Source organism: Photorhabdus asymbiotica, assembly GCF_003634575.1.
GTDB classification, from domain to species: Bacteria; Pseudomonadota; Gammaproteobacteria; order Enterobacterales; family Enterobacteriaceae; genus Photorhabdus; species Photorhabdus asymbiotica.
On sequence record NZ_RBLJ01000003.1, the window covers coordinates 642,608 to 662,241 of the forward strand.

Below are 19,634 nucleotides of genomic sequence, written 5' to 3' on the forward strand. Positions count from 1 at the left end.
ATAGAATCAGAAAGACAACACAATCAGAACTGCTGTTCTTCCGTAGAACCTGTCAATGCGGTTACTGACGAAGTGCCACCCTGAATAATGGTTGTGACTTTATCGAAATAACCGGTGCCAACTTCCTGTTGATGAGAAGAGAAGGTATAACCACGCTCCATGGATTCAAATTCTCTTTCCTGTACTTTCTCCACATAATGTCTCATGCCTTCACCCTGTGCATAAGCATGTGCCAGGTCAAACATGTTAAACCACATGCTATGAATACCCGCCAGAGTAATAAACTGGAATTTATAACCCATTGCTGACAGTTCATCCTGGAAACGCGCAATCGTTTTATCATCCAAATTCTTTTTCCAATTGAATGATGGAGAACAGTTGTAAGCCAGTAACTTTCCGGGATATTCAGCATGAATCGCCTCAGCAAAATGACGCGCCATTTCAATATCAGGTGTTGATGTCTCACACCACACCAAGTCAGCATACGGTGCATAAGCCAAACCACGACTGATCGCCTGATCGATACCTGCTCTGGTACGGAAAAATCCTTCAGCAGTCCGTTCGCCAGTAATAAATTCACTGTCATAAGTATCACTGTCAGAAGTCAGTAGATCAGCCGCATCAGCATCTGTACGGGCAATTAACAGTGTTGGTACGCCAGAAACATCCGCAGCCAGACGCGCAGCAACTAATTTCTGAATAGCCTCTTGTGTCGGAACTAAAACTTTACCGCCCATATGACCACATTTTTTCACCGCAGCCAGTTGGTCTTCAAAATGAACCGCCGCAGCACCAGCCTCAATCATCGCTTTCATCAATTCAAAAGCATTTAAAACACCACCAAATCCTGCTTCCGCGTCTGCCACAATTGGCAGGAAATAATCGATATATTCCTGGCTATCAGTACCATTTGCCCATTGAATCTGATCGGCACGACGGAAACTGTTGTTAATACGTTTTACCACCGCCGGAACCGAATCCACCGGATAAAGAGACTGATCCGGGTACATACTGGATGCAGTATTAGCGTCAGCCGCAACCTGCCAGCCAGAAAGATAAATTGCCTCAATCCCCGCTTTTGCCTGCTGTAATGCCTGTCCACCGGTCAATGCACCCAATGCGTTCACATAACCTTTCTTGGCCTTACCATGCAGCAATTCCCATAGTTTTTTGGCCCCCAGTTGTGCCAATGTATGCTCAGGATTGACCGAACCACGCAATTTAACCACATCTTCCGCGCTGTACGGGCGGATAATCCCTTTCCAGCGATCACTTTTCCATTCCTGTTCCAATTGAGCGATTTGTTGAGTTCTGGAGATTGTCATGACTTCTACTTCCTATCTTTATTAAATTAATCGGATAAATGGTGTTTTGTTATTATTCGTTGCTTAGTCGAGCAATTGATATCCCGGTAAGGTCAGGAAATCTATCAGCTCGTCCTGAGTGGTAATGCGCTCCATCAACTTAGCCGCATCGTCAAATCGCCCTAGGCTGAAACGTGTTTCTCCAACCTCTTGCTTAATGACTTCCATTTCCTCTGCCAACATCTGTCTGAACAAGCTTTTCGTAATCTTTTTACCGTTGGATAATGATTTTTCATGATGAATCCACTGCCAAATGGAAGTCCGGGAAATTTCTGCTGTCGCCGCATCTTCCATCAAGCCATAGATAGGTACGCATCCATTGCCTGAAATCCAAGCCTCAATATATTGAATCGCTACGCGGATATTAGCCCGCATACCTTCCTCAGTACGATCGCCTGGGCAAGGTTCCAATAATTGAGCCGCGGTAATCGGCGCATCTCCTTCACGGAAGATATCTAACTGGTTTTGTCGCTCTGCCAAAACCTTATCGAAAACCTCCATCACTGTGTCAGCAAGACCTGGATGGGCAATCCATGTGCCATCATGACCATTACGCGCTTCCAATTCTTTATCCGCCTGAACTTTATCTAGTACCCAGTTGTTGCGTTCAATATCTTTACTGGGGATAAAAGCAGCCATTCCCCCCATCGCAAATGCCCCACGCTTATGGCAGGTTTTGATCAGTAAACGGGAATAAGCACTAAGGAAAGGTTGATCCATCGTGACTGATTGACGATCAGGCAAAACCCGATCACTATGATTTTTCAGTGTTTTAATGTAGCTGAAAATGTAATCCCAACGACCACAATTGAGACCCACAATGTGATAACGGAGGTGGTAAAGAATCTCATCCATCTGGAATACAGCAGGCAGAGTTTCAATCAATACTGTTGCTTTGATTGTGCCTCTCGGCAGATCAAAACGATCTTCTGTAAAACTGAATACATCACTCCACCACTGTGCTTCGTGGTAAGACTGAATTTTTGGTAAGTAGAAATAGGGGCCACTGCCTTTTGCCAACAATTGTTTATAGTTGTGATAAAAATAAAGAGCAAAATCAAATAATCCACCGGCAATTGGCTCTGCCTGATAGAGAACATGTTTTTCTGGTAAATGAAGCCCTCTTACTCGTGCGATCAAAACAGCAGGATCTGAACGCAGCTGGTATTGTTTACCCTGATCATTAACGTAAGAAATTGTTCCATTAACTGCATCGCGTAAATTTATTTGTCCTTCAATAACCTTATCCCAAGCCGGTGCTAAAGAATCCTCGAAATCAGCCATGAAAACTTTTACATTAGCATTCAAAGCATTGATAACCATTTTCCGTTCTACCGGACCAGTGATTTCTACTCTGCGATCACGGAGATCTGCTGGAATATTTTGAATTTTCCATTCACCATCACGAATGGAACTGGTTTCCGAAATAAAATCAGGTAATTCACCATCATCAATCTTCTTCTGCCAAATATCCCGATCGGCTAACAATTTATTCCGCGTATCAGAAAACCGAATAATCAAGTCTGTCAGGAAATCCAACGCTTCAGATGTCAAAATCTCCTGCTCTGCCGCCCCAAACCGTTTAACAAACGATAATTCAGTCACTAAAGTTTTCTGCGTCATCTATCCACCCTCATTTTAAAGCGCACCTGAATAAGAGTAATAGATATTTAAAATAAATCAAAAACGATTTCCATTTTTTTAAATTTTTATTTTTATAATATAAAAAACAATTAGTTAAAAAGAAAAATAACCATTTTAAATTAGAGAAACTGATTCCATAAATTATGAGATCATTTTGTTAAGTTTTTGTTATGTAAGATAAACTAAAAAAATTGCAGTGTCTTAGCAGAAATGAGAAAAAAATCAGGATAAGTAAAGTGGCTGAAATTTAGCCACCCAGAAGGTATTAATCCAGCGTTGGATGATAAGTAAAAAAGACGTCCTCTGCTGCTGAGTACATATCTCAGATGTGTAAACAAGCTTTGAAATTCTGTCGAGTAAGAAAGTTTTCTATTAATCATGCACTTGATGACTTAACCATTCCTGATGTAGGTAAAAAAACAAAATAAAAGAGACAAAATTTTAACTGATAATGAACTTGGTCAATTGTTGGAAATCTATAAATACAAATACCCATCATCATTATTATAGGCGTTTATCAACAACCTTCATTGTATTTAATTATCGCTCACAGGAAGCTAGATTATCGAAATATTCAGAATAGGATCTTGATTATATTCTATGGACTGAACAAAAATAAAACAGCAAGTCAAGAGAAAAAATTATTCGTCCAATACCTGCCAGAGAAACTAGATGCTTTAAAAAAATGGTGTGAGCGGTTGGATATGCTAGCGGGTAATTATGAGAATATGGTTTTAATCAGTAGTAAAAGCACACAGGATTATTTCTACAACGTTAAATTTAGGTGATGATGCTAAAGGCTTCCTGCTGTTCTATACCCTATGGATTTCAAGATGCATCGCGACGGCAAGGGAATGAATCCCCGGGAGCATAGATAACTATGTGACCGGGGTGAGTGAGTGCAGCCAACAAAGAGGCAACTTGAAAGATAACGGGTATAAACGCAGAGACTTGTAATCTCCCTTATATAAAGTTTTGACGTTAAATACGCACTCTATACACCAATAATTAACAGTAAAGGTGAACAGATCGCGCAGTTGAGAGGGAAAAAATACTTTTTAAGGAGTATATTCTGGCAGGAATTAAATTGTTTTTGTTGACCCTGCTTGTTATATAAACCAAGATGTCAAAATAATTAACATTAAACTGGTGTAAGGAGGACACATGACATATAAGAAATATGATCCCAGTGTGGAAGGTTACATGGGGGATTTTTTAAGGGGGAATGTGGGGATTAATCAGCTAAAGCCTCAACATGAATTTTTTGATGCTATAGGGTTAGAAAAGGTATTAAGTGATAATACCATATATATTGCCCTTCTCATTCCAGAAGAAGCGGTGAGTATTCTAAGTGATATCAATCCTTTTTCACCAACAAAGCCAAAAATAAAATTAAATAATTACCATGAGAAGGTTTTTACTGTTACCGATTCCATTTCACCTTTTACCGGAAATATACATGATTTTTTTTGGATTTTCCGCGATTGTCCGAGAGTTTAAAAGTATAGGGATCACCGCAACGGAATATTTCGATAAAAATGGCAAGTGTTATATAAAAATATCAGGTCATGCAGGTCCTAGACGTATTATTACCGGAACACGATACGGTGCTAACAATCCTAAAATGTTGGCGATGGGTATAGAACAACAAGGTCTTAATTCAAGTATTGTTAAAGGAGTTAAATTCTGCATTATCTTTTCTGTTATGTATCGAACGATTGAAGCTGTTTTTAAAGATGAATATACCTTAGCGGATTTTATTGGCAACATAACTGTTGACATGGCTAAAACTGCCGTTATAGCAGCTACTTCTTGGGCTGTGGGTTCATTTTTGACTACTACAGCTATTTTAGGTGGTAGTATTATTGCCGTTGCTGGAATAGTTATTCTTATTGGATTTGGAGTTGCTGTTGGTTTAGAAATTCTCGATACAAAATATGGAATAAGTAAAAAGTTAATAGAGTTAATAAAAGAGGAAATGAAAAGAAAACCAAAGTCACCAGAAGGAAATTTACAACATGTATTTAACAGCTTAGGTAAAATAAAGTGAATAATAAGTATGTAAAAATCACATACGGAACAATATTATTGCTAGTAGTCACATCTATAATGTACTTAGTGAGTGACTGTGTTTTTTCATTAATTTTAATGAAAGAAAAAATAATATTTTCTGGCCCTATTGTTATGTATTTCATTTCCTTTAATATTCTATGCTATATCAGGTTCTATTTTTTCTTTGTTTTTGATCGATTGCCGAAACTTAATAAGCTGATTATCAGATATTTAACTATGCTGATGATTGCATCATTTATCGTTAGTTTTCCTATCTCTCTTTATGTTAACTATAAGTTAAAAAATGATGGTTATTTAACATGTGACAAAATATCGTGGATGTCACCAACAACTTACGTGAAAAATTTATCACTTTGTGAATGAAAGCTTTTGTAAATATTCCGTCCTCATGTTTTCCTATGTTTAGCCTCTGAAATTTAGAGGCTTTTTTATTATTTATCATGATGTTAAATCGTGTTTTAAACACATAAAAATTTATCACAAAACACCGCGGAAAAATTACCTGAATTGCGCCAGCAAAAAACCGATCTGACTAGTTAAATGCATTCCCTTCTCACTAAGGCGGAATACGAAAAGCGTTCGATAAGCGATGACAAAGCAAAACAATTTGACGAACTACGCCCCCTGAATGCTGAAATTGCCCGCTATGAGGTACTTGCTGGTGAAGAACGTTCCCGAATGAGTAATCCTGTTCAGAGAGGTGATCGCCTCAGCAATAAGGAGAATAGATTATTGCGAGCAGCCTAGGAATACATCCCTCAGAAATTTGGCCGAACCAATATTTTGATGATAATGGGCATTCCATCAAACGAATTATTCGAAAATTTTCTACTGAACAGCCCTGATATGATTAAACCATGTTCTGAGGATTACTATATATTCCTGAATCATGAAACCAAAAATGCGTCATCGTTGATGTTCTCATCTTATGCCGCATTTACGCGATTTTATGGCTATTCATGTATATACCCATTATCTTTCAAGTTACCTCTTTGTTGGCTGCACTCACTCACCCCAGTCACAGAGTTATCTATGCTCCCGGGGATTCGCTCCCTGGCCGTCGCGATGCATCTTGAAATCCATAGGGTATAAATACTTATATTAAATACAAAATAATGACATCTTAATCATATGAATTTATTAAATTTATATCAAAATTAATCAGATCATATGGAGTGATCTGATACACATAATAATTCAGCCAGTTGGAAAATAATAAATGCCCATGGCTACGCCATGATGCCAGCGGCTTTCTTTCTGGATTATTATCCGGGAAATAATTTACTGGGATCTTTGGATCTAAATCTGCTGCTAAATCACGTAAATATTCACTAGCCAATGTTTCACTATCATACTCAGGATGGCCGGTGACAAATACCATACGTTTATCTTTACTGGCCAACAAGTATGCCCCTGCTTCTTCAGAGCTGGAGAGAACTTCCAAATCAGTATGTTCACGAATAATATGCTCAGGAAAGTCTGCATAGCGGGAATGAGGGGCAAAAAAAGATTCATCAAAACCACGAGTCAATAATGCCAGAGGGTCCAAAGTAGAGTGAGAATAAACACCGGATAATTTCACTTCTCTGGTAAATTTAGGCAAACCATACAAAATATTCAACGCAGCTTGTACAGCCCAACAGATAAACAAAGTAGAAGTCACATGCTCCTTTGCCCAACTAATTATTCTTTCGATCTGTCCCCAATATGCCACATCTTCAAATTCAACTAATCCCAACGGAGCACCAGTGACAATTAAACCATCAAAATTTTGGTGCTTTATCCGTTCAAAATCACAATAAAAATTGTCTAAATGCTCAGCAGGCGTATTCCTACACTTGCGGTTATCTACTCTGAGCAGTTGAATGTCTACCTGTAAAGGCGAATTGGATAACAATCGTAAAAATTGATTTTCAGTCTCAATTTTCTTTGGCATCAAGTTAAGCAGCAATACCTTTAACGGACGTATATTTTGAATATTTGCACGAGTAGATGTCATCACGAACACATTCTCATTTCGTAAAAAATTCACTGCGGGTAGTTCATCCGGTATACAAATTGGCATGCTATGACCTCAATTTTTATCCATTTATACGCTTAGACTTCTAGACAGCTAAATCTAACTAAGTATTAACCGAATGTCGAGGCTTTACAAGTAAGCTGAAATTATTTCATTTTTGGTCATATCATGATGTTCAACATGACAAAAGTTAACAAATTTTTAATATTTAAAATTAAAAATAATTTACAATATATTTTTTACATAGAAAAATTATAAGGTAGGTTGATTCAATTCCAGGGTAAAACATCCCAGGATTCAATGATAGAAAGCCGTAAAATAACGCCGGAAGTGAGAAAATGGATAAAGCGGTTAATTTGGAAAGAATTAAGTCCTGAACAGATCGCTGATTATTTGAAGCAACATAAAGGGATATTTTTGCATCATGAGACGATTTATATGGCTCGACAATGTTAGCCTCATTCAGACTGGATAACCATGGCAGGATGAACGCGGGGAGACAAGAATCGCAGAGCAAGATGGATTCGTCCGCTCACCTGGCCCCATACGGATCGCAGTAGTAACCCGGTATCCCCCCCAATACGCAAAAAACCCCCAGCACACGCTGAGGGTTTCCATGGTATATCAAGCCTGGCAGTGTCCTACTCTCGCATGGGGAGACCCCACACTACCATCGGCGCTACGGCGTTTCACTGCTGAGTTCGGCATGGGGTCAGGTGGGACCACCGCGCTATCGCCGCCAGGCGTATTCTGTTTTACTCCGACCGTTGCGACGCTCTCTCCCGCAACCACCGGAACCAATCTCTGAACAAGCTGAAATTCATCTCTCTTCTGACAGCTGTCCACTGTCTTCTGACACCAAAACACCTTCGGCGTTGTAAGGTTAAGCCGCTCGGTTCATTAGTACTGGTCAGCTCAATGCATCGCTGCACTTACACACCCAGCCTATCCACGTCTTCGTCTTAAACGTTCCTTCCGTGACTCAAGTCAAGGGAAGACTCATCTCAAGGCAAGTTTCCCGCTTAGATGCTTTCAGCGGTTATCTCTCCCGCACTTAGCTACCGGGCTATGCCATTGGCATGACAACCCGTACACCAGCGGTGCGTCCACTCCGGTCCTCTCGTACTAGGAGCAGCCCCTTTCAATCTTCCTACGCCCACGGCAGATAGGGACCGAACTGTCTCACGACGTTCTAAACCCAGCTCGCGTACCACTTTAAATGGCGAACAGCCATACCCTTGGGACCCACTTCAGCCCCAGGATGTGATGAGCCGACATCGAGGTGCCAAACACCGCCGTCGATATGAACTCTTGGGCGGTATCAGCCTGTTATCCCCGGAGTACCTTTTATCCGTTGAGCGATGGCCCTTCCATTCAGAACCACCGGATCACTAAGACCTACTTTCGTACCTGCTCGAGCCGTCACTCTCGCAGTCAAGCCAGCTTATGCCTTTGCACTAACCTCACGATGTCCGACCGTGATTAGCCAACCTTCGTGCTCCTCCGTTACTCTTTGGGAGGAGACCGCCCCAGTCAAACTACCCACCAGACACTGTCCTCAGCCCGGTTCACGGGCCCAAGTGAGAACATCGAACATTCAAGGGTGGTATTTCAAGGTCGGCTCCATGCAGACTGGCGTCCACACTTCCTAGCCTCCCACCTATCCTACACATCAAGGCTCCATGTTCAGTGTCAAGCTATAGTAAAGGTTCACGGGGTCTTTCCGTCTTGCCGCGGGAACACTGCATCTTCACAGCGAGTTCAATTTCACTGAGTCTCGGGTGGAGACAGCCTGGCCATCATTACGCCATTCGTGCAGGTCGGAACTTACCCGACAAGGAATTTCGCTACCTTAGGACCGTTATAGTTACGGCCGCCGTTTACTGGGGCTTCGATCAAGAGCGTCGCCTTGCGGCTAACCCCATCAATTAACCTTCCAGCACCGGGCAGGCGTCACACCGTATACGTCCACTTTCGTGTTTGCACAGTGCTGTGTTTTTAATAAACAGTTGCAGCCAGCTGGTCTCTGCGACTGGCTTCAGCTCCAGAGGTCAACTCCTTCACCTAATGCCAGCGTGCCTTCTCCCGAAGTTACGGCACCATTTTGCCTAGTTCCTTCACCCGAGTTCTCTCAAGCGCCTGAGTATTCTCTACCTGACCACCTGTGTCGGTTTGGGGTACGATTCAATATGACCTGATGCTTAGAGGCTTTTCCTGGAAGCCGGGCATCAACCACTTCACCGCCGTAGCGGCTCGTCATCACGCCTCAGTGTTCACAGAAGAGCGGATTTGCCTGCTCCTCCCACCTACCCGCTTAAACCGGGACAACCGTCGCCCGGATGGCCTAGCCTTCTCCGTCCCCCCTTCGCAGTCACATTCAGTACAGGAATATTAACCTGTTTCCCATCAGCTACGCTTTTCAGCCTCACCTTAGGGGTCGACTCACCCTGCCCCGATTAACGTTGGACAGGAACCCTTGGTCTTCCGGCGAGCGGGTTTTTCACCCGCTTTATCGTTACTTATGTCAGCATTCGCACTTCTGATACCTCCAGCAGGCCTCACGGCGCCACCTTCCACGGCTTACAGAACGCTCCCCTACCCAGCGACACTTACGTGTCGCTGCCGCAGCTTCGGTGCATGGTTTAGCCCCGTTACATCTTCCGCGCAGGCCGACTCGACCAGTGAGCTATTACGCTTTCTTTCAATGATGGCTGCTTCTAAGCCAACATCCTGGCTGTCTGGGCCTTCCCACATCGTTTCCCACTTAACCATGACTTTGGGACCTTAGCTGGCGGTCTGGGTTGTTTCCCTCTTCACGACGGACGTTAGCACCCGCCGTGTGTCTCCCGTGATACCATTCTTCGGTATTCGCAGTTTGCATCGGGTTGGTAAGCCGGGATGGCCCCCTAGCCGAAACAGTGCTCTACCCCCGAAGATGAACTCACGAGGCGCTACCTAAATAGCTTTCGGGGAGAACCAGCTATCTCCCGGTTTGATTGGCCTTTCACCCCCAGCCACAAGTCATCCGCTAATTTTTCAACATTAGTCGGTTCGGTCCTCCAGTTAGTGTTACCCAACCTTCAACCTGCCCATGGCTAGCTCACCGGGTTTCGGGTCTATACCCTGCAACTCATTTCGCCCAGTTAAGACTCGGTTTCCCTGCGGCTCCCCTATCCGGTTAACCTTGCTACAGAATATAAGTCGCTGACCCATTATACAAAAGGTACGCAGTCACCCCACCCCAAAACGCTCCACTGCTTGATTGTTGTGTTGGGCGTCGCTACCGCTCCGCCAACCGCGCATCAGTGATGCCGTTACGCATTTTGTGCACCACACAAAGCGAAACGCTTTGGTGGTGGGGCTCCCACTGCTTGTACGTACACGGTTTCAGGGTCTCTTTCACTCCCCTCACCGGGGTTCTTTTCGCCTTTCCCTCACGGTACTGGTTCACTATCGGTCAGTCAGGAGTATTTAGCCTTGGAGGATGGTCCCCCCATATTCAGACAGGCTTTCTCGTGTCCCGCCTTACTCGTCGAACTCACAGCCACCCCCACTTCAAGTACGGGGCTATCACCCGCTATCGCCGGCCTTTCCAGACCGTTCCTCTGAGACGGTGGCTGATGCTGGTTCTGGGCTCCTCCCCGTTCGCTCGCCGCTACTGGGGGAATCTCGGTTGATTTCTTTTCCTCGGGGTACTGAGATGTTTCAGTTCCCCCGGTTCGCCTCATTAACCTATGGATTCAGTTAATGATAGTGCACCGCAGTGCACTGGGTTTCCCCATTCGGACATCGCCGGCTTATCACGCTTCATATCAGCTCACCGACGCTTTTCGCAGATTAGCACGTCCTTCATCGCCTCTGACTGCCTAGGCATCCACCGTGTACGCTTATTCGCTTAACCTCACAACCCGAAACTGTCTCGGATTGTGCAGCTTGAGAGACTCGTCAATAATACCTCGGTGATATTATCAACAGTTTCAATTTTTCAGCTTGTTCCAGATTGTTAAAGAGCAAAATAATTCGCAGCATACTGTCACCAATATACTCTGAACTAGTTTCATATGGTGGAGCTAAGCGGGATCGAACCGCTGACCTCCTGCGTGCAAGGCAGGCGCTCTCCCAGCTGAGCTATAGCCCCATACAGAAAAATGCCATTACCGTCTATCTGACCAACTCGCTTAGCCGCCGGGTATTTCAACGCGAGTAACGCAGTGTGCGCGAGCACATGAGTCACGCAGCGTTTGGAAGACCCTAGGATAAGTAGAGTTGGTAGGCCTGAGTGGACTTGAACCACCGACCTCACCCTTATCAGGGGTGCGCTCTAACCACCTGAGCTACAAGCCTATCGCGATAACGTCATTCTCTTCTTTCATCAGACAATCTGTGTGAGCACTGCACTCAACGCATCTCAGGTAAGGAGGTGATCCAACCGCAGGTTCCCCTACGGTTACCTTGTTACGACTTCACCCCAGTCATGAATCACAAAGTGGTCAGCGCCCCCCTCGCGGTTAGGCTACCGACTTCTTTTGCCACCCACTCCCATGGTGTGACGGGCGGTGTGTACAAGGCCCGGGAACGTATTCACCGTAGCATGCTGATCTACGATTACTAGCGATTCCGACTTCATGGAGTCGAGTTGCAGACTCCAATCCGGACTACGACAGACTTTGTGTGTTCCGCTTGCTCTCGCGAGGTCGCTTCACTTTGTATCCGCCATTGTAGCACGTGTGTAGCCCTACTCGTCAGGGCCATGATGACTTGACGTCATCCCCACCTTCCTCCGGTTTATCACCGGCAGTCTCCTTTGAGTTCCCACCTCAACGTGCTGGCAACAAAGGATAAGGGTTGCGCTCGTTGCGGGACTTAACCCAACATTTCACAACACGAGCTGACGACAGCCATGCAGCACCTGTCTCAGAGCTCCCGAAGGCACAACCTCATCTCTGAGGTCTTCTCTGGATGTCAAGAGTAGGTAAGGTTCTTCGCGTTGCATCGAATTAAACCACATGCTCCACCGCTTGTGCGGGCCCCCGTCAATTCATTTGAGTTTTAACCTTGCGGCCGTACTCCCCAGGCGGTCGATTTAACGCGTTAGCTCCGGAAGCCACAGCTCTAGGCCACAACCTCCAAATCGACATCGTTTACAGCGTGGACTACCAGGGTATCTAATCCTGTTTGCTCCCCACGCTTTCGCACCTGAGCGTCAGTCTTCGTCCAGGGGGCCGCCTTCGCCACCGGTATTCCTCCACATCTCTACGCATTTCACCGCTACACATGGAATTCTACCCCCCTCTACGAGACTCTAGCCAACCAGTCTTAGATGCCATTCCCAGGTTGAGCCCGGGGATTTCACATCTAACTTAATTGACCGCCTGCGTGCGCTTTACGCCCAGTCATTCCGATTAACGCTTGCACCCTCCGTATTACCGCGGCTGCTGGCACGGAGTTAGCCGGTGCTTCTTCTGCGGGTAACGTCAAAATTTAACCCTCTTCAGGCCAAACCCTTCCTCCCCGCTGAAAGTACTTTACAACCCGAAGGCCTGCTTCATACACGCGGCATGGCTGCATCAGGCTTGCGCCCATTGTGCAATATTCCCCACTGCTGCCTCCCGTAGGAGTCTGGGCCGTGTCTCAGTCCCAGTGTGGCTGGTCATCCTCTCAGACCAGCTAGGGATCGTCGCCTAGGTAGGCCATTACCCTACCTACTAGCTAATCCCATCTGGGTTCATCCGAGGGCGTGAGGCCCTTTCAGGTCCCCCACTTTGGTCTCGCGACATCATGCGGTATTAGCCACCGTTTCCAGTGGTTATCCCCCGCCCTCGGGCAGATCCCCAGACATTACTCACCCGTCCGCCGCTCGTCAGCAAAAGTGCAAGCACTTTCCTGTTACCGCTCGACTTGCATGTGTTAGGCCTGCCGCCAGCGTTCAATCTGAGCCATGATCAAACTCTTCAATTTAAAGTTTGATGCTCAAAGAATCGTCCTGTTAGTTCGTAATGAATTAACTGTTGTTCACTCTTCAAGACTTAAAACATATTTTTTTGTGATACCGTCTTGTGAGTGCCCACACAGATTGTCTGATTAATTGTTAAAGAGCAGGCTGACATAAAAAGTGATATTCTCGGTCAGCCGGGCTGCGCATACTACGCTGTTCGCCCGCAGAGTCAAGCGCTTATTAGCTTTTTCTCTGCCTGACGACATAATCTTTATCAGTGTTGTGTCGGTCAGTGGTGGCGCATTATAGGGAATTCTTTGACGCTGGCAAGCGTTTAATTACAAAAAGAATCTATCCGAACATCAATTAAGCAAAAACAATGCTAAATTGCGATTTAATACGCAAAATGATAAAAAAAGAGGCAGTTTCCTACCCCTTCTACTATCTCTCGTTAAATATAAAATTATTGCTTTGCTACGATCTGGCTATTTTCTACATCCAGAGTCACTGGCTTGCCTGGCAATAGTTGGCCGGAAAGTATTTTTTGAGCTAATGGGTTTTCGATTTCCTGCTGGATGGCTCGCTTCAATGGCCGTGCACCATAGACAGGATCGAACCCAGCTTCTGCCAACATTTCCAATGCTTGCTGAGTAATCGCAACTTGATAACCACGTTCTTCCAGACGTTTGTATAAACGTTGCAACTGGATATCTGCAATCGCTGATAAATGCCGACGCCCTAATGGGTGGAACACAACAACTTCATCAATACGGTTAATAAATTCAGGTCTAAAATGATGGCTAACAATTCCCATCACCATATCTTTCATTTCACCATAATTCAGACCACCAAAGCGTTCCTGGATCATGTCTGACCCGAGATTAGACGTCATGATTACAACCGTGTTACGGAAATCGACAGTACGACCTTGCCCATCAGTCAATCGACCATCATCCAACACCTGCAATAAGATATTGAACACATCCGGGTGCGCTTTTTCTACTTCATCCAGCAAAATAACAGAGTAAGGTCGACGACGAACAGCTTCTGTTAGATAACCACCTTCTTCATAACCAACATACCCTGGAGGTGCTCCTACCAACCGTGATACAGCATGTTTTTCCATAAATTCAGACATGTCGATACGCACCATTGCATCATCACTGTCAAACAGGAAATTCGCTAACGCCTTGCACAACTCAGTTTTACCAACACCAGTTGGACCAAGGAACAGGAATGAACCAATCGGACGGTTTGGATCAGCTAATCCAGCACGGCTACGACGGATCGCATTAGATACTGCATCGACCGCTTCATTCTGACCAATAACACGTTTATGCAGCTCTTGCTCCATGCGCAACAATTTATCTTTTTCACTCTCAAGCATTCTGGCAACAGGAATACCTGTCCAACGAGCAAGAATTTCTGCAATTTCCGTATCGGTAACTTTGTTACGAAGCAGTTTCATATTCTTACCTTCAGCTTGTGTGGCTGTGGCAAGCTGTTTTTCCAATCCAGGTATTTTTCCGTACTGAATTTCAGACATCTTCGCCAAGTCACCACTACGGCGGGCCTGTTCTAAGCTGATACGGGCATTTTCCAGTTCTGCTTTTATATGCTGAGTACCAGTAAGCTCAGCTTTCTCAGCTTTCCATTCTTCTTCCAGTTCAGAATATTCACGTTCTTTTACGATCAGCTCTTCATTAAGCATTTCAAGCCGTTTTTTACTGGCATCATCAGACTCTTTTTTCAGTGCCTGCCGTTCCAGCTTCAATTGAATGACCCGACGTTCCAGACGGTCCAGCGCTTCCGGTTTTGAATCCATTTGCATACGTAGACTGGCTCCGGCTTCATCAATCAAATCGATAGCTTTATCTGGCAACATACGATCTGAGATATAACGATGAGATAATGTTGCTGCCGCGACAATTGCAGGGTCGGTAATTTGTACGTGATGATGTAACTCATAGCGTTCTTTCAAACCGCGCAAAATAGCGATAGTGTCCTCTACAGAAGGTTCTGCAACATAGACTTTTTGAAAACGGCGTTCCAGCGCTGCATCTTTTTCAATGTATTGACGATATTCATCCAGTGTTGTTGCACCAACACAATGAAGTTCGCCACGAGCCAAAGCAGGTTTCAACATATTGCCGGCATCCATTGCCCCATCAGCTTTACCCGCACCAACCATAGTATGCAACTCGTCAATAAACAGAATGACATTACCTTCCTGTTTGGAAAGATCACTCAGCACACCTTTCAAGCGTTCTTCAAATTCACCACGATATTTGGCTCCTGCTAACAGCGCTCCCATATCCAGAGAAAGAACCCTCTTATTTTTAAGCCCTTCTGGAACTTCGCCATTAATAATCCGTTGAGCAAGCCCTTCAACAATAGCTGTTTTACCAACCCCGGGCTCACCAATTAAGACCGGGTTATTTTTGGTACGGCGTTGTAATACCTGAATAGTGCGGCGAATTTCTTCATCACGGCCAATCACTGGATCAAGTTTGCCTTGTTCAGCACGTTCAGTCAGATCAATAGTATATTTCTTCAGAGCCTGACGTTGATCTTCCGCTCCCTGATCATAAACTTTTTCACCACCACGCATTTGTTTTATTGCCTTAGTAACTTTTTCTTTTGTTGCTCCAGCAGCTTTCAGTATGTCACTCAATGAGCCTCGTTCTTCCAGTGCTGCCAGAACAAATAATTCAGAGGAAATAAAATTATCCCCCTCCTTTTGTGCTAGTTTGTCACACAAGTTTAAATGCCGAATTAAGTCGTTAGATGGTTGTACATCACCACCAGCACCTTGTACTTGCGGCAAACGTTCTAAAACTCGCTCAAGTTGATTGCTGAAACGACCTGTATCGATCCCAATTGACGTTAATAATGGGCGAATAGAACCACCGCCTTGTTTCAACAGTGAGCTCATCAAGTGAATTGGTTCAATAAATTGATTATCATGCCCCAGTGCAAGGGACTGGGCGTCAGAGAGAGCAAGCTGGAATTTATTAGTAAGACGATCCAGACGCATAACACCTCCAATACTGATCAGAATTTTGCTACTGGAGATTAAATGAGGCCATTCCTCAAATATTCAAGGTTTATTCTGAAAAGCAAATTGTGAGACATTATTCTATGCGCCAGCGGATCGCCCTATGGAATAGGTTATATCAGCCAGATTAAAGTTGCCATACGTCCGGTGATCCCATCACGACGATAAGAGAAAAATTTCTCTTTATTACTGACAGTACACTCATTCCCGCCAAAAATCGCTTTCACACCAACAGATTGCAATTTTAACTTTGCCAACAAATAGATATCTGCTAAATACTTTTCGCCAAAAGGTATAAAAGCTTGACTCAAATCAGCATGCTGGATAGTGAATGCTTGCAAAACCTCACTACCAACTTCAAATTTTTTCGCGCTAATCGCAGGTCCCAGCCAAGCCTGAATCTGATCAGGCTTAGCTTTAAATTGAGTAATCGTATTCTCCAGCACGCCGGCACACAAACCACGCCAACCGGCATGAGCTGCCGCAATCTCATTACCATCAAAGCTACAAAACAGCACCGGCAAGCAATCTGCTGTCAGCACAGCACAAACCTGCCCAGGAATGTTGGTGTAAACCGCATCGGCTTTATTATCTTCTACTGGCTGACCGTCAAGTCTCACAACCCGAGCACCATGAACCTGTTCTAACCAAACTGGTTGTCGAGGTAATTCGGCTACTTCAGCTAATATCTGCCTATTTTTTTCAACAATATCAGGATTATCTCCAACATGCTTACCAAGATTTAAACTATCATAAGGTGGCAAACTGATTCCGCCCAAGCGGGTAGAACTACAGGTTTTTACTGTTGTAGGTTGTGGCCAGTTTGGAAAAATAAGCGATGTCATCTACCAATCCATATCATCTTTGAACACTTCTGCATCTGCTTTTAATGCATTGATCAAAATGACCATATCTTCCGGTAATTCAGCATGCCATTCCATTTCAATGCCGGTTATCGGATGATAAAGACGTAACATTGTGGCGTGCAATGCTTGACGATCAAAGTTACGCATTACCTCGCGAAACTCATCGGAAGCCCCTTTCAAAGGACGAGGACGACCACCATACAGAGGATCTCCCACTAATGAGTGACTAATATGAGCCATGTGAACACGTATCTGGTGTGTTCTGCCTGTTTCCAATCTCAGACGCAAACGGGTATGTGCCCTAAAATGCTCCATCACCCGGTAGCGGGTAATAGCAGGTTTTCCCATCGGATGAACTGCCATATGCGTTCGTTTTGTCGGGTGGCGTGAAATTGGCTCTTCAACTATTCCACCAGCAGTCATGCGTCCTGTCGCAACTGCTTCATATTCACGGGTAATTTCGCGCAGTTGGAGTGACTCCACCAAACGAGTTTGAGCTGGAACAGTTTTAGCAATAACCATAAGCCCTGTCGTATCCTTATCGAGGCGGTGAACAATGCCTGCCCGGGGAACATCAGCTATTTCAGGATAGCGATATAACAGAGCATTTAATACCGTACCATCTGGATTTCCTGCTCCAGGATGAACAACCAAATCGCGTGGTTTGTTTATTACTAGAATATCATCATCTTCATAGACAATATTTAACTCAATATTCTGAGGCTCCCAACGCGCATCTTCCTCAATGATGGCATCAATTGAAATTTCTTCACCTCCCAGCACTTTTTCTTTTGGCTTATTGATTAATTTACCATTAACCTGAACTCTATCACCCAAGATCCATTCTTTTATGCGTGATCTTGAATAATCAGGGAACATTTCGGCCAAAGCCTGATCTAAACGTTGACCGAGCTGAGATTCGGCGACTGTTGCATTAAGTCGTATTTGTTGTGCCATATATTGTTTCTACACTTACGTTGAGTTTTGACGGCAGAGCCGTTTAATTTAATATAGTGTGCTATTGTAACTCGATCTTTTACCGGGAGCTTCATGGATAGTCTCCCAGAAAACACTCAGAGGATAATCAACACGTGATGATACGCATGAAATATCTGGTGGCAGCAGCCACATTGAGCCTGGTACTTTCCGGGTGCTCTGGTAATAAGAATGTTGTCCCCGACAGCCCACCTTCGGAAATTTATTCTGCGGGTCAAGAAAAGCTACGAGACGGTAACTATAAAGCTGCTATCACTCAATTGGAAACCCTCGATAACCGCTATCCATTTGGTCCTTACTCACAGCAAGTACAACTTGATCTGATTTATGCTTATTATAAATCTTCTGACTTACCAATGGCATTAGCTTCTATTGACCGCTTTATGCGCCTAAACCCAACTCATCCCAATATTGATTATGTTCTGTATATGCGCGGATTAACCTCACAAGCGTTGGATGACAGTACACTGCAAAGTTTCTTCGGGATTGATCGCTCAGACCGTGATCCTGAGCATGCCAGAGCATCATTCAGAGATTTCAGCCAGTTAGTACGTCATTATCCTAACAGCCTGTACGCTGCTGATGCCAGAAAACGTTTAATGTTTATCAAAGAGCGCCTGGCAAAATATGAACTATCTGTTGTGAAATATTATAACAAACGAGGCGCTTATGTCGCAGTGGTAAATCGCGCTGAGCAAATGCTGCATGATTATCCTGATACCCAATCAACTCTCAAAGCACTGCCTTATATGGAAAGAGCCTATACGCGCTTGGGTTTAACTGCACAAGCAGACAAAGTAACAAAATTAATTGCCGCTAATCCAGCATAAAGAAGCACAAGAATAAAACAGCAACTTCGGTTGCTGTTTTATTTTTACTTAAAAATTCGAAAAAAAGACCATTTATCAATAGGATTAAAATGGCTTAACTTATCAATAATGGCTCATAAGCTTTAACTTCGCAACAGATATTCTTCGTATTCTTATTATTAATCACAATTACTTCAATTACTTGTCAATTACCTGATTAAAAGTGATTTAAATCACCTTTTCCGTTAAAAAGAAATGTATGCTGAAATCATTGAAGGCGGATTATCAATGATGAGAGGTAACTATATGATAGTGAATATTACCAGCAAACAAATGGAAATTACCCCAGCAATTCGCAACCACGTAGAAAACCGTCTGAACAAACTAAATAAGTGGCAAGTGAATCTGATAAACCCTCATATTATTCTATCAAAAGGACCGCAGACTTTTATGGCTGATGCAACCATAAGTATACCAAATGGTACACTGGTTGCCGGTGCAAAACATGAAGATATGTATATTGCTATCAATGAGCTGTTAGCGAAACTAGAGCGTCAGTTGAATAAAGTACAGCACAAAGGTGAAGCACGCCGTACTTATAATAGTGTTAAAGAATCAAATCTTAACCTGGCAATACAACAATAGAATAACGATATCCTATCTCTAACGCGCCCAAATTGGACGCGTTTTTTTATTGACAGAAACAATAACATGAGGTTAATTAAAGTATATTGTTTATGCAGATGGTAAGTACAATGAATGCAAACCTGTTTTTCTTCTCTTTCTTTTTTCATATTCCCCTAAGGGAGGCTTTCATCGTTTAAGAAAGAACAAGAAGACGAACAGTTAGCCTCCCAAATTGGGAGGCT

At 43.9% G+C, this 19,634-nt stretch carries 13 protein-coding genes, 2 tRNA genes, 3 rRNA genes, 1 pseudogene and 1 other annotated feature (1 of these 20 cut by a window edge); of the genes and pseudogenes, 8 read left to right on the forward strand and 11 right to left on the reverse strand.

Annotation, left to right across the window (positions count from 1 at the left end; all coding sequences use genetic code 11):
• Nucleotides 1–23 precede the first annotated feature (23 nt).
• Nucleotides 24–1,325 (reverse strand): isocitrate lyase, encoded by a 1,302-nt coding sequence (gene aceA, locus BDD30_RS15065; RefSeq protein ID WP_012776608.1) that lies wholly within the window; start codon nucleotides 1,323–1,325, stop codon nucleotides 24–26.
• Between the two features lie 63 nt (nucleotides 1,326–1,388).
• On the reverse strand, nucleotides 1,389–2,987 hold the full coding sequence (gene aceB / locus BDD30_RS15070) for a malate synthase A (protein ID WP_012776607.1): 1,599 nt from the start codon (nucleotides 2,985–2,987) through the stop codon (nucleotides 1,389–1,391).
• Between the two features lie 1,185 nt (nucleotides 2,988–4,172).
• On the opposite strand from aceB, the gene BDD30_RS24280 reads away from it, so the two are divergent.
• From BDD30_RS24280 to BDD30_RS15095, 5 genes are all read left to right on the forward strand, one after another.
• Nucleotides 4,173–4,508, forward strand: a complete 336-nt coding sequence (locus BDD30_RS24280; protein ID WP_012776604.1) for a hypothetical protein — start codon at nucleotides 4,173–4,175, stop codon at nucleotides 4,506–4,508.
• The gene (locus BDD30_RS15080) at nucleotides 4,468–5,058 is read left to right on the forward strand and encodes a hypothetical protein (RefSeq protein WP_012776603.1); all 591 of its coding nucleotides are present in this window, start codon (nucleotides 4,468–4,470) and stop codon (nucleotides 5,056–5,058) included. The genes BDD30_RS24280 and BDD30_RS15080 overlap by 41 nt, the downstream gene beginning before the upstream one ends.
• Before the next feature lie 98 nt (nucleotides 5,059–5,156).
• The gene (locus tag BDD30_RS15085; protein WP_339977477.1) at nucleotides 5,157–5,444 is read left to right on the forward strand and encodes a DUF1240 domain-containing protein; all 288 of its coding nucleotides are present in this window, start codon (nucleotides 5,157–5,159) and stop codon (nucleotides 5,442–5,444) included.
• Between the two features lie 177 nt (nucleotides 5,445–5,621).
• Nucleotides 5,622–5,828: a hypothetical protein gene (locus BDD30_RS15090; protein ID WP_012776601.1), complete on the forward strand. Its 207-nt coding sequence runs from the start codon at nucleotides 5,622–5,624 to the stop codon at nucleotides 5,826–5,828.
• A gap of 17 nt (nucleotides 5,829–5,845) precedes the next feature.
• Nucleotides 5,846–5,926 (forward strand): hypothetical protein, encoded by an 81-nt coding sequence (locus tag BDD30_RS15095; protein ID WP_249039937.1) that lies wholly within the window; start codon nucleotides 5,846–5,848, stop codon nucleotides 5,924–5,926.
• Between the two features lie 278 nt (nucleotides 5,927–6,204).
• On the opposite strand, the gene metA is transcribed toward BDD30_RS15095, so the two are convergent.
• The gene (gene metA, locus BDD30_RS15100; protein ID WP_012776600.1) at nucleotides 6,205–7,146 is read right to left on the reverse strand and encodes a homoserine O-acetyltransferase MetA; all 942 of its coding nucleotides are present in this window, start codon (nucleotides 7,144–7,146) and stop codon (nucleotides 6,205–6,207) included.
• 270 nt (nucleotides 7,147–7,416) lie between these two features.
• On the opposite strand from metA, the pseudogene BDD30_RS15105 reads away from it, so the two are divergent.
• Nucleotides 7,417–7,539: pseudogene (locus BDD30_RS15105) on the forward strand (IS30 family transposase); the annotation flags it as partial.
• Between the two features lie 190 nt (nucleotides 7,540–7,729).
• Here BDD30_RS15105 and rrf read toward each other — a convergent pair.
• The 8 genes from rrf to rluD all read right to left on the reverse strand — a co-directional run bounded on the left by rrf (nucleotide 7,730) and on the right by rluD (nucleotide 17,917).
• Nucleotides 7,730–7,845: ribosomal RNA gene (gene rrf / locus BDD30_RS15110) — 5S ribosomal RNA — on the reverse strand.
• 135 nt (nucleotides 7,846–7,980) lie between these two features.
• Nucleotides 7,981–11,002: ribosomal RNA gene (locus BDD30_RS15115) — 23S ribosomal RNA — on the reverse strand.
• Between the two features lie 161 nt (nucleotides 11,003–11,163).
• Nucleotides 11,164–11,239, reverse strand: a tRNA-Ala gene (locus BDD30_RS15120).
• A gap of 129 nt (nucleotides 11,240–11,368) precedes the next feature.
• Nucleotides 11,369–11,445: transfer RNA gene (locus BDD30_RS15125), tRNA-Ile, on the reverse strand.
• Between the two features lie 69 nt (nucleotides 11,446–11,514).
• Nucleotides 11,515–13,059: ribosomal RNA gene (locus BDD30_RS15130) — 16S ribosomal RNA — on the reverse strand.
• The 16S, 23S and 5S rRNA genes sit together here with 2 tRNA genes alongside, the layout of an rRNA operon.
• Nucleotides 13,060–13,499: 440 nt before the next feature.
• Entirely contained in the window at nucleotides 13,500–16,073 is a 2,574-nt protein-coding gene (gene clpB / locus BDD30_RS15135) for an ATP-dependent chaperone ClpB (RefSeq protein WP_015835311.1), read from the reverse strand.
• Nucleotides 16,074–16,207: 134 nt separating this feature from the next.
• Complete coding sequence (gene yfiH / locus BDD30_RS15140; protein WP_015835312.1) at nucleotides 16,208–16,939, reverse strand: purine nucleoside phosphorylase YfiH; 732 nt, start codon at nucleotides 16,937–16,939, stop codon at nucleotides 16,208–16,210.
• A complete protein-coding gene (rluD, locus tag BDD30_RS15145) occupies nucleotides 16,940–17,917 on the reverse strand; it encodes a 23S rRNA pseudouridine(1911/1915/1917) synthase RluD (RefSeq protein ID WP_015835313.1) in 978 nt (325 codons plus the stop codon).
• 146 nt (nucleotides 17,918–18,063) lie between these two features.
• Between rluD and bamD the strand changes: the two genes are divergently transcribed.
• Both bamD and raiA read left to right on the forward strand, forming a co-directional pair.
• Nucleotides 18,064–18,786, forward strand: a complete 723-nt coding sequence (gene bamD / locus BDD30_RS15150) for an outer membrane protein assembly factor BamD (protein WP_041382927.1) — start codon at nucleotides 18,064–18,066, stop codon at nucleotides 18,784–18,786.
• Between the two features lie 285 nt (nucleotides 18,787–19,071).
• Nucleotides 19,072–19,410: a ribosome-associated translation inhibitor RaiA gene (gene raiA, locus BDD30_RS15155; RefSeq protein ID WP_041382928.1), complete on the forward strand. Its 339-nt coding sequence runs from the start codon at nucleotides 19,072–19,074 to the stop codon at nucleotides 19,408–19,410.
• Between the two features lie 109 nt (nucleotides 19,411–19,519).
• Nucleotides 19,520–19,634, forward strand: a sequence feature (Phe leader region) (it continues 7 nt past the right edge of the window).

What these genes read in the sequence shown, in the direction of transcription:
- BDD30_RS15090 (WP_012776601.1), top strand. Translation starts at nt 5,622, where the DNA reads ATGCATTCCCTTCTCACTAAGGCGGAATACGAAAAGCGTTCGATAAGC.
- bamD (WP_041382927.1), top strand. Translation starts at nt 18,064, where the DNA reads ATGAAATATCTGGTGGCAGCAGCCACATTGAGCCTGGTACTTTCCGGG.
- raiA (WP_041382928.1), top strand. Translation starts at nt 19,072, where the DNA reads ATGATAGTGAATATTACCAGCAAACAAATGGAAATTACCCCAGCAATT.
- rluD (WP_015835313.1), bottom strand. Translation starts at nt 17,917, where the DNA reads ATGGCACAACAAATACGACTTAATGCAACAGTCGCCGAATCTCAGCTC.
- yfiH (WP_015835312.1), bottom strand. Translation starts at nt 16,939, where the DNA reads ATGACATCGCTTATTTTTCCAAACTGGCCACAACCTACAACAGTAAAA.
- clpB (WP_015835311.1), bottom strand. Translation starts at nt 16,073, where the DNA reads ATGCGTCTGGATCGTCTTACTAATAAATTCCAGCTTGCTCTCTCTGAC.
- aceB (WP_012776607.1), bottom strand. Translation starts at nt 2,987, where the DNA reads ATGACGCAGAAAACTTTAGTGACTGAATTATCGTTTGTTAAACGGTTT.
- metA (WP_012776600.1), bottom strand. Translation starts at nt 7,146, where the DNA reads ATGCCAATTTGTATACCGGATGAACTACCCGCAGTGAATTTTTTACGA.
- BDD30_RS15085 (WP_339977477.1), top strand. Translation starts at nt 5,157, where the DNA reads ATGAAAGAAAAAATAATATTTTCTGGCCCTATTGTTATGTATTTCATT.
- BDD30_RS15080 (WP_012776603.1), top strand. Translation starts at nt 4,468, where the DNA reads ATGATTTTTTTTGGATTTTCCGCGATTGTCCGAGAGTTTAAAAGTATA.
- aceA (WP_012776608.1), bottom strand. Translation starts at nt 1,325, where the DNA reads ATGACAATCTCCAGAACTCAACAAATCGCTCAATTGGAACAGGAATGG.
- BDD30_RS24280 (WP_012776604.1), top strand. Translation starts at nt 4,173, where the DNA reads ATGACATATAAGAAATATGATCCCAGTGTGGAAGGTTACATGGGGGAT.